The organism is Rhizobium aureum (assembly GCF_030182495.1).
Taxonomy (GTDB): Bacteria; Pseudomonadota; Alphaproteobacteria; order Rhizobiales; family Rhizobiaceae; genus Rhizobium; species Rhizobium tropici_C.
The window spans coordinates 24,255-37,477 of record NZ_JAQJCI010000032.1 but is presented as its reverse complement, the minus strand read 5'-3'; the positions used below and the strand labels follow the sequence as shown (position 1 = coordinate 37,477).

Annotated in this window: 16 protein-coding genes; 8 read left to right on the top strand and 8 right to left on the bottom strand. The window is 59.7% G+C overall.

Annotation, left to right across the window (positions count from 1 at the left end):
* Positions 1 to 191, top strand: a 191-nt coding sequence (locus PH552_RS32915) for a transposase (RefSeq protein WP_285166448.1), incomplete at its 5' end; no start/stop codon positions are given.
* A 154-nt stretch (positions 192 to 345) separates the two neighbouring features.
* Here the strand turns inward: PH552_RS32915 and PH552_RS32910 are convergent.
* Together PH552_RS32910 and PH552_RS32905 are read right to left on the bottom strand one after the other, a co-directional pair.
* Entirely contained in the window at positions 346 to 768 is a 423-nt protein-coding gene (locus PH552_RS32910) for a SufE family protein (protein ID WP_113251194.1), read from the bottom strand.
* A gap of 130 nt (positions 769 to 898) precedes the next feature.
* Positions 899 to 1,363, bottom strand: a complete 465-nt coding sequence (locus tag PH552_RS32905) for a DUF5330 domain-containing protein (RefSeq protein ID WP_113251159.1) — start codon at positions 1,361 to 1,363, stop codon at positions 899 to 901.
* Positions 1,364 to 1,833: 470 nt separating this feature from the next.
* Here PH552_RS32905 and PH552_RS32900 point away from each other — a divergent pair, with 470 nt between their 5' ends.
* The 3 genes from PH552_RS32900 to PH552_RS32890 all read left to right on the top strand — a co-directional run bounded on the left by PH552_RS32900 (position 1,834) and on the right by PH552_RS32890 (position 4,831).
* Positions 1,834 to 3,369 carry a sensor histidine kinase gene (locus tag PH552_RS32900; protein WP_183762967.1) on the top strand — a complete coding sequence of 512 codons (1,536 nt, stop codon included), beginning with the start codon at positions 1,834 to 1,836 and terminating at the stop codon, positions 3,367 to 3,369.
* Complete coding sequence (locus tag PH552_RS32895) at positions 3,341 to 4,378, top strand: peptidoglycan-binding domain-containing protein (protein WP_113251157.1); 1,038 nt, start codon at positions 3,341 to 3,343, stop codon at positions 4,376 to 4,378. The genes PH552_RS32900 and PH552_RS32895 overlap by 29 nt, the downstream gene beginning before the upstream one ends.
* A gap of 93 nt (positions 4,379 to 4,471) precedes the next feature.
* Positions 4,472 to 4,831, top strand: a complete 360-nt coding sequence (locus tag PH552_RS32890; RefSeq protein WP_183762970.1) for a DUF1491 family protein — start codon at positions 4,472 to 4,474, stop codon at positions 4,829 to 4,831.
* 7 nt (positions 4,832 to 4,838) lie between these two features.
* Here PH552_RS32890 and PH552_RS32885 read toward each other — a convergent pair whose 3' ends face one another.
* Positions 4,839 to 5,846, bottom strand: coding sequence for a DUF2336 domain-containing protein (locus tag PH552_RS32885; RefSeq protein WP_113251797.1), 1,008 nt, complete (start codon positions 5,844 to 5,846; stop codon positions 4,839 to 4,841).
* Between the two features lie 455 nt (positions 5,847 to 6,301).
* Entirely contained in the window at positions 6,302 to 6,508 is a 207-nt protein-coding gene (locus PH552_RS32880) for a hypothetical protein (protein ID WP_113251791.1), read from the bottom strand.
* Positions 6,509 to 7,028: 520 nt separating this feature from the next.
* On the opposite strand from PH552_RS32880, the gene PH552_RS32875 reads away from it, so the two are divergent.
* The gene (locus PH552_RS32875; protein ID WP_169644805.1) at positions 7,029 to 7,196 is read left to right on the top strand and encodes a hypothetical protein; all 168 of its coding nucleotides are present in this window, start codon (positions 7,029 to 7,031) and stop codon (positions 7,194 to 7,196) included.
* A 141-nt stretch (positions 7,197 to 7,337) separates the two neighbouring features.
* Here the strand turns inward: PH552_RS32875 and PH552_RS32870 are convergent, their stop codons facing one another.
* The 3 genes from PH552_RS32870 to PH552_RS32860 all read right to left on the bottom strand — a co-directional run bounded on the left by PH552_RS32870 (position 7,338) and on the right by PH552_RS32860 (position 10,930).
* A complete protein-coding gene (locus tag PH552_RS32870; protein WP_112342520.1) occupies positions 7,338 to 7,886 on the bottom strand; it encodes a DUF1254 domain-containing protein in 549 nt (182 codons plus the stop codon).
* On the bottom strand, positions 7,879 to 8,466 hold the full coding sequence (locus tag PH552_RS32865; protein WP_112342521.1) for a DUF1214 domain-containing protein: 588 nt from the start codon (positions 8,464 to 8,466) through the stop codon (positions 7,879 to 7,881). The genes PH552_RS32870 and PH552_RS32865 overlap by 8 nt, the downstream gene beginning before the upstream one ends.
* Positions 8,467 to 8,731: 265 nt before the next feature.
* Positions 8,732 to 10,930, bottom strand: coding sequence for a transglycosylase domain-containing protein (locus PH552_RS32860; RefSeq protein WP_112342522.1), 2,199 nt, complete (start codon positions 10,928 to 10,930; stop codon positions 8,732 to 8,734).
* A 166-nt stretch (positions 10,931 to 11,096) separates the two neighbouring features.
* Between PH552_RS32860 and PH552_RS32855 the strand changes: the two genes are divergently transcribed.
* Entirely contained in the window at positions 11,097 to 11,585 is a 489-nt protein-coding gene (locus PH552_RS32855) for a YcgN family cysteine cluster protein (protein ID WP_113251792.1), read from the top strand.
* On the opposite strand, the gene PH552_RS32850 is transcribed toward PH552_RS32855, so the two are convergent.
* A complete protein-coding gene (locus tag PH552_RS32850; RefSeq protein ID WP_113251793.1) occupies positions 11,563 to 11,892 on the bottom strand; it encodes an MmcQ/YjbR family DNA-binding protein in 330 nt (109 codons plus the stop codon). The two genes, PH552_RS32855 and PH552_RS32850, sit on opposite strands and share 23 nt — an antisense overlap.
* A 149-nt stretch (positions 11,893 to 12,041) precedes the next feature.
* On the opposite strand from PH552_RS32850, the gene PH552_RS32845 reads away from it, so the two are divergent.
* Together PH552_RS32845 and PH552_RS32840 are read left to right on the top strand one after the other, a co-directional pair.
* Positions 12,042 to 12,350 (top strand): Dabb family protein, encoded by a 309-nt coding sequence (locus tag PH552_RS32845; protein WP_112342525.1) that lies wholly within the window; start codon positions 12,042 to 12,044, stop codon positions 12,348 to 12,350.
* Between the two features lie 592 nt (positions 12,351 to 12,942).
* Positions 12,943 to 13,197 (top strand): hypothetical protein, encoded by a 255-nt coding sequence (locus PH552_RS32840; RefSeq protein WP_112342526.1) that lies wholly within the window; start codon positions 12,943 to 12,945, stop codon positions 13,195 to 13,197.
* Positions 13,198 to 13,223 lie beyond the last annotated feature (26 nt).

Here is a 13,223-nt window from a genome sequence, read left to right as displayed (position 1 = left end):
CGATCTACAAAAGACGCAAGGAGACGGTCGAGCGTTCCTTTGCCGATGCCAAGCAGCTGCACGGCCATCGCTACGCCCGCTTCCGAAGTCTCATCAAAGTCCGATGCCAGTGCCTGATGGCCGCCGCAGCCCAGAACATCAAGAAGATCGCGATGGCGCTCACAAAGACACCCAAACCGAGCCTCGCATGAATCACAGGAGCAGGACCGATCTCCCTTCAATGCCGCAACCCAGGAAACAAACACACCAGAAATACAAAACCCCGCCAAAATTTGACGGGGTTTGTCAGCAGTCTGACCCGGCTCTCGAGCCGGGTTTTTGTTTATGGATCCTGTAAATCCAAGCCTATGCCGCGGCTCTGACGCGGGCTTCCTCGCGGATGCGCTTGATCATCGACCGCAGCCCATTGGCGCGCTGCGACGAGAGATGTTCCACAAGACCGATTTTGCCGAAGACGTCGAGTGCATCGAGCGCCGCGATTTCAGAGGCGGGCTTGTCCGAATAGGTCGCCATCACGATCGCCACCAGCCCCCGCACGATATGAGCGTCGGAATCGCCTTCGAACGTCAGGATCGGGTTCTCGGGATCGCCGGATGCATGCGTGACGAGCCAGACTTGGCTCGCGCAGCCCTGCACCTTGTTTTCCAGCGTTCGCTTCTCTTCCGGCAGATCAGGCAGTGCCTTGCCGAGTTCGATCACGTAGCGATAGCGATCCTCCCAGTCGTCCAGGAAGGAAAAGTCGTCGATGATCTTTTCAAGCGATGCCATTGCAATGATCCAGATTGTCCGTGTGCCTTGGATATAGGCGAAGTGACAGGCGATTTGAACCCGTGGCAAAAAAAGAACGCCGCTGACCATGGGCAGGTCACGGCGTTCAGGTTGGGCCAATGGAGAAGCGTCAGATGTGCGGGCGCGGCATCGGCAGCGGAACCGAGGATGGCAGCCGGACCGTGCCGGTAACGACGACATCGGCCGTTTCAGTGCCGGTCACGCGCTTGGCCGGCATCGGCTGGGCCATGGCGGCGACCTGATCGGCGCTTGTGTGAGTGGATGCGGCATCAGCGGCTGCATTTGCGGGCTGATCCTTGAAGTGGCGGCCGAGCATGTCGTAGGCGACGCGGGCGCCGTCGCCAACCTGATATCCGAGGGCGGTCAGCGTTTCACCACCCTTTACGCAGACATCCGGCTTCTCGGTGCACATGGCGCCGACATATTGAACGACGCCCGATGCAGCTGAAATCGCGTCGGAAACCTGCACCGTCGCTTCGCCTGCCGGCCGCGGATCGCCCTGGGGCTTTGCGAAGATCGGCAGAAACATGAGAACCAGCGAAAACCAGAACCCTGCTCTAATCAGAAACCACATTGCCTTGCCCATCCTCTCTGTCGTTCGGCCCGGAGGCCGATTCGGGCTTGCCTGCCCGATCTGCTTCGAAGCCTATCCGGCAGAGGACAACAGCGCTTTTCAAAACTCGGCGGCATTTTTCGCTAATTTGATTCAAATTTTAGCTTTCCGGCTTTGACCAGCATTTGGTTCAAATTGTAGCGATTGATGTTAAGCATGTCTCGCCCGATGCCGTTGATATGCAGGGCTTTGCGGCTTGAGCCCTTGATGCAAAAGTTAACGCGCGCCGGAAATACGAATAAAATCCGTTGCTTACCCGCTGTTAACCACAAAAAACAAAGGTCTCGCATTCTGCGCCAAAACGGGATTTTGGAGCCTTTTGGGCCATCCGGTGTGTTCCTTCTTTATTCTTTCCTTAAGCCCGCGAGGCCTATTGTGCAGTCCAATAAGTGACCGTTTTGACGGGTTGTAGTGTGCGTGTATTGAGTGACATGGCTGTTGGGGCTGGAGCCTTCGTGGACCGGGTGGGCGGAAGCTGGCTTTCCCGGACGAGCGGGAATGGCGAAGTCCATGGACAGGAGCTGGCGATCCTTCGCCGGCTTGCGCTCGTCTCCTCCATTGCCCTCTTTGCTGTTCCCGTGGGCCTCTCCTTCGTCACCAGCCCGGCCGTGGCTCTGCCCGCCGGTGTCGCCACGGTCTGCGCCGCTTTCCTGTTTTCGGCCGTCGGCAGTATTGCGCTGTCGCGTCAGCGGCCGTCGTCCCTTCCCGCGGACGCCGTCGTCGTCGAGCACCGCGACCTGATGCTGGAAGCTGCCTTCGGCTTGGTATTGCTGCTTGATCCGCAAGGAAATGTGACGACCATCGGCGGTCGTGATCGGGTCGAATTCCTGAGCTGGATGCGTGATCCGACGGGCCGCGGCTTCGTCGAGCAAATCCACGTCTCGGACCGCATCATCTTCCTGCAGGCGATCGATGTGCTGCGTCAGGGCAGGGATTCTCACAGCGTCGATCTGCGCCTGGAGCGTTCCGCAGTCGTCGGCGGCGATGCGCAGTTCGTCCATGTCCGCATGGAGCTGACGGCACGCCGCGATGGCGAAGGACATCTGACGGCGATCGTCAGCCAGCTGCGCGACATCTCCCAGGATCAGCAGCTTCGCGAGGATGCGGCGCGCAAGACGGCCGAGGCGGAATCGGCCAATGATGCGAAATCGCGGTTCCTTGCCGCCGTCAGCCATGAACTGCGCACGCCGCTCAATGCGATCCTGGGCTTCTCCGATATCCTCAGCGGAGAATATTTCGGCAAGCTCGAAAACAACCGCCAGCGTGAATATGTCGGCCTGATCCGCCAGTCGGGCGCGCATCTGCTGTCGGTGGTCAATACCATGCTCGACATGAGCAAGATCGAGGCGGGGCGCTACGAATTGCTGCTCGAATCCTTCTCGATCGAGGAATCCATCGCGACATGCGAAGCGATGCTGGGCCTGCAGGCGAAGGAGAAGGGTCTGACCTTGACGAGCCGCATCCAGCGTGGCCTCGGCGAGATCGTTGCCGATCAGCGCGCCATCCAGCAGATCCTCATCAATCTTGTCGGCAATGCCATCAAGTTCACCGACGCCGGCGGCGCGATCACCATCGATGCGGCTTTGACCGATGGCATGCTGAAACTGTCGATCGGCGATACGGGGATTGGCATCGCAAGCGACCGGTTGGCCTCCCTCGGTCAGCCCTTCGTGCAGATCCAGAACGACTATACGCGCCGATATGCCGGCACCGGTCTCGGCCTGTCGCTGGTCAAGGGCCTCGTCGGCCTGCACGGCGGAAGTTTTTCCATCGCCAGCGCACCAGGTGAAGGCACGGTGATCACCATTCTGATCCCGTTTGACGGCTCGGGGGTCGTGGCGGTGCAACAGCCTGTGGATGTCAATCGCCCCGTCGATTTTCCGCCACGTCTGAAACATACAACGGAGACGAACGAAGGGCGAAACAAGGAAGGGATGAATGGCCCCGCAAAAGCGAAAATCGCCTAAGGGAAGAGGAAAGGGCAGGCGCAGGCAGCCCGGTCTCGCTTCTCGTGGAGCGGTTGCCCTGGGCAGCCTGAGCCTGCGCGGCAGTACTGCGCTGGGTGGTCTCGGCCTTCGCGGCGTAGGAGCGCTCACCGGTCTGATCGGCGGCGCGGTCGGTCGTCATCCCGTCGTCGCCGGCGGCGTCGCGCTCTTCTTCGGGATTTTCGGCTTCGTAACCGCGAACGCACTCTGGTACCAGAGCGGTACGCACCCATCGCCCATGCTGCGTACCCGCGACCCCGGCTCGCCCTATCAGATTCCCGGCCGCAGATCGTTTCTGCATGCACAGCAGGCCGATGCCGGCAACGTCACGACATTTCGGATAGAGCGGCAGGATTCGGCTTCCAATCCCGCTACATCCTCCTCAGGTGGGCAGGCAGCGAGCCCGCCCGCAGCGCAGTCATCTGCCGCTCCATCGAAGCTGGTCGCCGATGTGCAGGCGGAACTTATCCGTCGCGGGCTTTATGATGGCGTCGCCGACGGAAAGCCCGGATCGCGCACGACATCAGCCATTCTCTTCTTCCAGGAGGCCTCGGGCCTGGCGCAGACCGGCGTCCCAACGCCGGAGCTTCTGGCGGCTCTGAAAGCCGGCAATGGCCCCGATACGACATCGGTCAACGGCAGGGCAGGAACAACTGCTGCCGTACCTGTCGAACGCCCTGTCAACGTGTCCGCCACCGCAGGCGCGATCGATCCCGTTGCCGCTGCCATTCAGAATGCGGAGAAGAATCTGAAGACCGGCGCCGTCGCGGTAAAAGCCGCCCCGAGCGACACAGTCAACAAGGTCAATCTGGTCATGCAAATCCAGAAGGGCCTGAGCAACATTGCCTACAGCAATGTCAGCATCGACGGCGTTGCCGGGGAGCAGACGAAAGCCGCCATCCGCCGCTTCGAGAAGCACTACCGCCTGCCGGAGACCGGCGAGCCGAATATGGCGGTGCTGAAGAAACTTCAGGATATCGGCGCGCTCTGAGGCCTACCGGAAGCATACCCGCAATTCCGCGTATAAATGCACTCCGGGCTGGCTTGAATTGCCTTGGTCGCCGCTCGCGGCTATAGCTCGCTTATGAGATTGCGCAGCGACATCTTTGTTTCCGCTCTTGTCCGCCGCCTGTTCGCCCGTGGCGATTTTGCCGCCGTCGAGCGAAAGGGCGAGGAGCATGCGGGTGCTATCTTCATTCGGCAGCGTTTCCGCGATGGCACGGAAACCCTTTATGCGCCCGCTCCGCAAAGCCTGTTCGACGAGGAAGAGAGCGGGACACGGCTCTTCGAAATTCGCATCGAGCGGAAGGAGCCGCAGGATATTCGCGAAACCCTCGATCGCGAGCTGAAGTTCGATTCGGATTTGTGGGTCGTCGAGCTGGAGACGGACGATATCGGCGATATCGTCCCTTTAGCCGGTTTGCGCGCCAATCCGTTGGATTGAGCCGTCTTTACCGACGGTTTACCACCCGCAATTCACGGATGGATCCTGACTTCGCGCCAAACAATGGCTGTGCAGGCCGCTCCGCCGGCTTTTGCTGCGGCAGGTAGGTGTAGCGGTCGGCACGGCGCCATGCCTCGACGCGGGCCTGGCTCTCTTCCGCATCGATATCTTCGAGCACCAGCCAAGCACGGCTGACGCTACCGTGCCGCTCCGCCAGATGCGGATAGAAGCGCTCGAGTGAATAGACGGCATCCGCGATGCCCATGCCGAGGCTGACGAGCGTGACGGCAAGCTGCTGGCCCGATGTGTCGAGCAAAATGCGCTCCGCGAGCCAGTGGCTGGAGGAGAGTGCGTCAGCGAGCGTTGTCGCAAATTGCCGGGCGTCGCGTTCGCGGGCGAAACGCACGAGCAGGGCTTCCTGTGTTTCGCTGAGGCTGCGCAGTCCGAGACGATCCTCGTCGTCGCGGCCCATGTGGCGGGCGACCTGCTTGATCTGCTGGCGCAATGTCTCTTCGCGCGCGAGCCGCTCGTTTTCCATTGCGTCTGCCTGCGTCGAAACGGCTTCCGCTTGCTGCTCCGCCACCGTCCTGCCGCGCTCCGGTTCCGCCTGATGCAATCCGACCAGAGCGTCGATGACCTTGGGGGAGAGGGACGACCGGCGGACGATGGCCCGCGCATGGGCTGCGCCCTGGGTGCGGGCGATGGTGATCAGCGTATCGTCATCGATCGCCTGCGAACTCATGAGGAAGGGGGCGGCGATGGAGATCGGCTGGCAACCGATGAACAGCGCAACCGCCTGAGGCACTGTCTGGCATTGGGAGAGGGCGGCGACCGCCTGTCGCTTCGCTTCCTCCGAAGACGCCTGGAAGACGGGTGTGAAAAGCTCGGCGAATTGGCGCAATTCCGATTTGGATGGATGTCCCATGCTTTCGAAGTTGGTAATCGTCGCCATCAGAACCACGTCCTTCTTACGGACTGTCGCAGGCTCTTCAAGGTCTCGAAACCGGTCACGCACGCCAACACCCATACTGATACTCGGAACAAAAAAGCAGGGAGCCGGATGGTCGACCATGGATGCCGCGGCGCTTCTTTCCGATCGTGCCGGATGGCCCTTTCGATGAAGAAGGCGTCTCCGGCGGCGATTGTCGAAACGGGTATGGACACGGTCGTCCTTATCTGGCTTTCCGCAAAAGACTAAGGCCGCCAAGGTTAATGGTTCGTGAAAACTTTATTAAAATCCGAATAAAAATTACGCGTTAAGCTTGCGCGGAAGCGACCGCCTGAGATCGGCCATGTCCACGGGATTTAACCGACCAAGCCTCCGTGTGGATAACCTTTCGCCAGGCGCGCGCCAGCATCGATAATCAACCTATGCAGGTATTGATTGAAAAGAGTTGCCAGAGGCATGCCGCCATGTCTGCGAAACGCAGTCTGTGCTTCGACTGGTGTCGTGACAGGAATAAGGATAGGTCAGAGGCCTTTGTGCTCACGCATGGCGGCGAGCAGTTTTTCAGAAGTGTTGTAGCCCGATTGAAAAAGACCGATCGCCGCTGTGGCCGCGAACTCGGCTTCGGCACTTTTTATATCGATCCGCTTTTCCAGGCACCACACGCCAAGCGCACCGCGCAGGACGGTGACGTCCTCTGGAGAAAAGACGGAACTGCCCGCCACAGTCATTGATCGCCCTCGAATTTCGACATTACAATACGTTAATTTTTCGTGAGCGCAAATAATATTTGCGTGACGTTTTTCTGCAACGGATTGGCTGAATTTCCATTTGCCGGCAACATCCTCCGTTTACTTAAGAACATGATATCGCTTGATTTCCGAGCAAAGTCGGCGTCGGCGGTTTTTCGCCGGCCGATGAAACCAAAGCCGCTGTCGCAGCGTTATTAGGGCATGACGACTCATGCCAAGGATGGCGAGCGACGACGATTAGCATTCTGTTAACTGCGATATGTCTGAATTCCGGCTGGAAGCAGCGATCGGCAGAGTTGATTGAGTGTAGGGAGAGCATGGAGGTCGCAAGCGGCAGGCCATGCCACGGTGTCGGGAAATGCCGTGAGAAGGCGCGAATGTCTCTGTTGCAGCCCAGAGAACCAGGCTGAAATGGAGGAAGCGTTGGCCCGCTTCAGCGGCGGGCAGGGTGAAATCAAGTCGCAAGTTCATCCGTCTCGAGACGTAAATGGAGACGAGAATGGCAAAGATTATATCTCTTTCGGATTGGCGATTGCGCATGACGCCGCGCGCCCAGAAGGAACCGGTGGAAGCAAAGATTCTTTTGTTTACCGGCGTGCGCTACGAACATTTGGATACGCCCACCCATCGACCGGGAGCCGGGCCGAAGCGGGCAAAAGGCAAGTGATGCCCGGGTGGGGTGCGTCCTTTCGCGCATCTCCCGGTTGCCGCTATGGTTCAGCGGTCTCCCCGTCGCGGCGCGCCGGCGCGTAAGATCGCGCAGAACCTTTTGTCGCCCGAAGCCTGATTATCTCGGCGCTCAGCCATCTCAGCCATTATCAAATTCGTCGCAACCCGCTTCCGATAGGAATTCGCGGGCGGCGTTATCAAAGCTGCCTTGCGGTGCCATCGTATGCAGCACCGCGTAGCCTTGGACACGCGGCACTTCCACCAGGATCGATTGGGCAAGCGCTGGCGGCAACGCCTTGCGTATGCCCGTGAGCTGGACGGGGGACGCCAGCAACAAATCGAGTGCGCCACCGACGGATGTGCGGTCACTCATGCTGAACACTTCATTCGATGCGGCATCATAGATGGCGAGCGACCAGAACGGCACTTTGCCTTTCGCCGTCAAGTGGACAGGGGTGTCCTCGATGTCGAATGCGCAGACGGCGGTCCGGATATAGGGATCGGTGTTGGAAAGCCCCGCCTCGTCATCCTTGTCGTCGAGCATGTAGAAATGGTTCTCGTCCCCCTCGTCCGAGACGCGGGTATAGGCATCGCGGTCGGAAAAATGCGGCAAGGAGAGAATGATGACAATGTGGAGCAGTGCCGCGCCGAACAGGCCGGTCAGGATCGCGAAAACGAATCTAAACATTGCCACACCCGATTTTTTCGAGTTTCGGCATGCCAAGATCGATCAGGCCGGAATTGCCGGCTGCCGGTGAATCCAGCAGCGTCCACACGAGACGGAAATTGCCGGCGGGGGGCAGGGCAAGCCAGTTGCCCGCCTGGGCATTGGGTGAAACCGTGATGCTGAAGCTTGAATCCGCATTGCGCAGGACGATCCAGGAATTGATGGTCGAAGGTCGTCCGGTAGCACCTTCGATCGGCCGCCCGTCATTGCCGGCGATGAACAGTGTCCATAGCCTCGCCGGCGGTGTCTGACCACTGATACGGTAGCTGCAGGATGCCGTCAGCCGCGCGCCGGTATCATCATCGGACGCGGTAAACACGAGCCCTTCCGCAGTGCCATAGAGCAAGCGTCCGGCACGAGCCCTGTGGGATTTCGCATAAGGGTCCGCATCGGCTGTCTGCATTTCCGGAAAGGCCTGCCAGGCACCGAGCTTGATCGCGCCGAAGCCGGAGGTCGCATCCAGCGCCAGGAGCGTGAACATGATCCCGCCGCCGAAGGCGATGACAAGCGAAAGCGCAACAAGAAGGGGAACTCGGAACACTCTGGGATCGTCCTCGTGACAAATCAGTATCGATTTATTCCTGATTCTGTCGGTAGGGGGAAGGGCGAGCCGCTTTCAGGCTACAATCATACAGAATGCCGCAGTTGAGCGAACAAAGCAGCCTTCGGCCGAAACACCGACTGCCGTCGGACCATTCGCCAGTCGGCCGGCCGTATTGCGATCACCGCATTCCCTTATATTTTCATTGGAAAACATGCGGGGGGCGCTTATGCAGCCTCCGCTATCATCTCTCCTCGGATGATCTTTATTCCGCCGTCGCTACCTTCTGCACGCCGAGCCGGTTCGCAGCCTTCAGCCTTTCGCCGATATCGCGCAGGATATTCGTGGAATCCACCGAGAGCGAGCGCGGCCGGATGAGGGGAGGCAGGCTGGGAGTGGTGGAGGCATCGGCCGGCTTCTTGGCCGCGACGGTTTGCGGCTTCTGCACCGGGAACGGGTTGCTGATGCCGGGAATGGGTTTCAGCACGATGCCCTGATGCGCGTAGTCCATGATCTTCTTGAAGGTCATAGCCGGCAGCGTGCCGCCCGTCATGTTGTTCGTCGACGTGTAATCGTCGTTGCCGAACCAGACGGCACAGGTGTAGTTGCCGGTAAAGCCGATGAACCAGGCATCGCGATAGGCCTGCGTGGTGCCGGTCTTGCCGCCGACCACGATGCCGTTGTCGAGCGCTGCCCTGCGGCCGGTGCCGATGACCGGAACCTGTGTCAGCATCTGGTTCATGTAGGACGTGGCTTTTTCGCTGAGGACCCGTCTGGCCGGTTGCTCGTCGTGGCTGAAATCGTAGAGCACCTTGCCATCGTAGGCGGTGATCTGGTCGATGCCATGACGCCGCGACTGCATGCCGTTGGCCGGGAAGACGGCATAGGCCGTCGCCTGGTCGAGAACGGTCACCTCCGAGGTGCCGATCGGAATGGTCTTGTCGTTGCGGATCGGCGTTTCAACGCCCATGGCCTTGGCCATGTTGCGAATGGGCTGAATGCCGAACTTCTCTTTCGCCAGCCGCACCGGGATCGTATTGATCGACTGCGTAAGCGCCTGCGTCAGCGTCACCTTGCCTTCATAGCGGTTCTCGTAGTTATGCGGGCTCCAGTTGCCCCAGCTGATCGGCGCGTCGACGATGGTGGATGTCGGCGTCATGCCGTTCTCCATAGCGACGGAGTAAGTGTAGATCTTGAAGGAGGAGCCCGGCTGGCGCAGTGCCTTGGTCGCGCGATTGAACTGGCTTTCGCCGTAATCGCTGCCACCGACCATGGCGCGAACGGCGCCGCCATTTTCGATCATGACGCTGGCGCCCTGCTTGGCGTGGTAACGTTCGCCGAATTCCATCAGGCTGGATTGGATGGAATCCTCCGCCGCTTTCTGCAATCCCATATCGATGGTGGTTCGAACGATCAGCGAGCGCTCGGGGAAGCGCGTCGCGAGCCGCTGCACTTCGTCGAAGGCCCAGTCGAGGAAATAGTCCGGGGATTCGATCTGGGCGCGGTCGACAACGGAGGCCGGATTGCGGCGTGCGGCGATCACTTGCCCCTCGGTCATCAGCCCGCTTTGCACGAGGTTGGAAAGCACATCGTTGGCGCGGGCGCGCGCCGCCGGCAGATTGACGTGTGGCGCATATTTCGCCGGCGCCTTGAAGAGGCCAGCAAGCATCGCGGCTTCCGCCAGATTGACGTCGGTGATGCTCTTGCCGAAATAGAATTGCGCGGCCGCCGCCGCGCCGAAGGTGCCGCCGCCCATGTAGGTGCGGTCGAGATAGAGGCTCAGGATTTCCTTCTTGGAGAGATTGGCCTCGAGCCAGATCGCCAGGAAGGCTTCCTTGATCTTGCGGTCGATGGAGCGCTCGTTGCTGAGGAAGATGTTCTTGGCAAGCTGCTGCGTCAGCGTCGAGCCGCCCTGGACGACGCCGCCGGCCTGTGCGTTCACGGTCACCGCGCGGAACAGGCCGATCGCGTCGATGCCGAAATGGTCGAAGAAGCGGCGGTCCTCGGTTGCGAGCACCGCCTTGACGAAATAATCCGGCAGCTGGTCGACCGGCACGGAGTTCTCGTGAATGATGCCGCGGTGACCGATGACATTGCCATAGCGGTCGAGGAAGGTGACGGCGAAATTGCCGCGATTGCGCCAGTCGCCCTGCGTCGCCTCGAAGGCCGGCATGGCGAGCATCAGCATGACGACCGAGCCCGCCGCACCCAGCGTCAAACCTTCGCCGAGCAGCTCGAAAACGATGCGTTTCCAGCCACGTACGCGGAAGCGGCGGAAGAAGATCGTGATCTCCTCCCAGGCTTCCGCAAGCCCGAAACCGGCATTCCATAAAGTGGAGTCGATCCATGAATCGAGGCGCAGAAAGAAATAGCGTTTCCGCCGCTGCGGCTTTTCGGCCCGGCTGTCCTTCTGGGTCTCAGGCTCCGCCTTCGGCCCATTTTCTGGATTGGATGGGTCTTCCACGCTCTACTTCCCGACCACACTACTGCTGCGTGCTTCCTTGCGGCACACACAAAGCTCATTATCTCATAGAACGGCTATTTGAATAATTGGTTGATTTAGAGAAAAGAACAAGAGACATGCATGCCGCAGCCCGAATTCTTCCTGACGGGTGGCGAGGAAGACGATGATGACAGACGAATTGCCCTTCTGGAAAACCAAGACCCTGACGGAAATGAGCCCGTCGGAATGGGAAAGCCTGTGCGATGGCTGCGGCCTCTGCTGTCTCAACAAACTCGAGGAGTGGGATACGGGTGATGTCTATTTCACCTCGATCCGCTGCAAGCTGATGGATGGCGAGAGCTGTCGCTGCACGAGCTATCCGAACCGGTGGGATTTCGTCCCCGACTGTGTGCAGCTGACGCCGGAGAAGGTTCCGGAGCTGGAGTGGCTTCCGCCCACCTGCGCCTACCGCCTCGTCAATGACGGCCGCGATCTTTACTGGTGGCATCCGTTGGTCTCCGGCGATCCGGAAACCGTGCATATCGCCGGCGTTTCCGCCCGTGGACGTACGGTGAGCGAGAACGATGTCGATCTCGACGATTTCGAGGATTACGTCGTCGACTGGCCGCTGACGGTCGAAGACGATATGGAACCTAATCTTCCGGCAAAGCCATAGATTTCGGCGCCACGTTCCGCCATGCGCGATGCATCAGCGCCTCGATCGTTGCTTGATCGGCGTCGTGATGAAACAGCCGGGTAAAGCCCTTCAGACCCCAGCCGCCCGGCACGGCCATGACGTCGTCCGGCATGGTTGCCAATGCCATTTGCTGTTGGTCGGGTGTCAGCTTGACGACACAGAAATCCGGACTTGGAAGGGTCATGAAGATCTTGCCCCGAACACGAAAGTCGCGAGTCCCGAAGTGTGAGCTCTCTGCTGCCTCCGGCAGACCAAGGGCAAGGGATATAAGATCCTCGTCGGTCATGGCCGCGATGATAGCACGCCTCGCCGCCGTCCGGTAAATGGCAGGCCGGCGACGAAACGGTCCCGGAAGGCGAGGCAGCCGGTTTATTGAATTGCGCCTGGACGCATGGTATCGCGCCATGCCCTCGCATACGCACAAGGAGCCGCCGCGTGATCCGCCATATCGTCTTCTTCACCGTTCCCGATCGTGCCAATCTCGAAGAGGTCCGCTCCGGCCTCTCGATCCTGACAGCCATCCCGCATGCGCGGCTCTTGGAAATCGGCACGAATGTGAAGACTGATCAGCTCGGAACCGAAGTCGACCTTGTCGTCTATGGCGAATTCGATGATGAGGCGGCGCTTGCCGCCTACAAGGCACATCCAAACTATCAGCGGTCCATCGAGCGCGTTCGTCCGCTGCGCGAGATGCGGATCGCTGCGGATTACGAGACCGTGACGGCCGTTCGCGAGCCGTTTTGAACGTAACCTTGTGGCCGGTTCCCGCCGGGCATTTCAATGGTCAGATATTTCAATGGCCAGATATTTCAAGGGATTGAGTATACGAGTGGAATCCAATTGTCGGTGACCGGACTCTTTTCGCGAGGTTCTTCAATCAACCTTTGAAGTTGCGGACTCAGTTTCAGAAGAAATCGCCTCAAGCGATTCAAAGGACTCATGGAAATCCCGGCGCCTCACCTCGGCAAAGCGCCTGGAGGCCGGTTCGCATCGGCCTATGGTGGCGTGCTTGCTCATGTCGCACCCACGGGCAGATGATAAGCAAGAATGATTAAAAATGGCTGAGCTTGCAGCTCGAAGAAGGATGCTTCGACGTCCAATATGTGCCATCGCGGGCATATCGCTGATAGATTGTATCGATGCGGGGCGATGGAACGCCAATCGGTTGCCGTCGTGGCAAGATCGCCAATTTGCATCCAATCATTTCAAATGGTTAAGATGCAGGTTGCGTGCCTCGCTTGCTCAACAGGCCGAAAATTACAGCCCATTCATTTGCCATTCAGACGTGTTTGGGTAAATAATCCCCAAGTCAATATCCCTGTGGGAAGTCCGAAGCATGGCCTCATTTTCAAGCATAGCAGCGGCGGCCCTCGTCATGGCCGGCTCGGCTGTTCTGCCGGCGCCAGCGCCGACGTCGACCCTGGTGGCTCGCGCCAACAGCGACTGTAGCGAGGCTGCCGCCGAGGTCGTCGAAAAGACCGGAGGACAGCTTCTATCCGCACAACCGTCCGGCGACAGCTGCATCGTAACCGTTCTCGTGCAGGGCAACGGGCAGCGCCCGCGCAAGGTGACGATGAAAGTGCCGATGTGACGCGGGGCGGGTAAGGCGCCGACGTG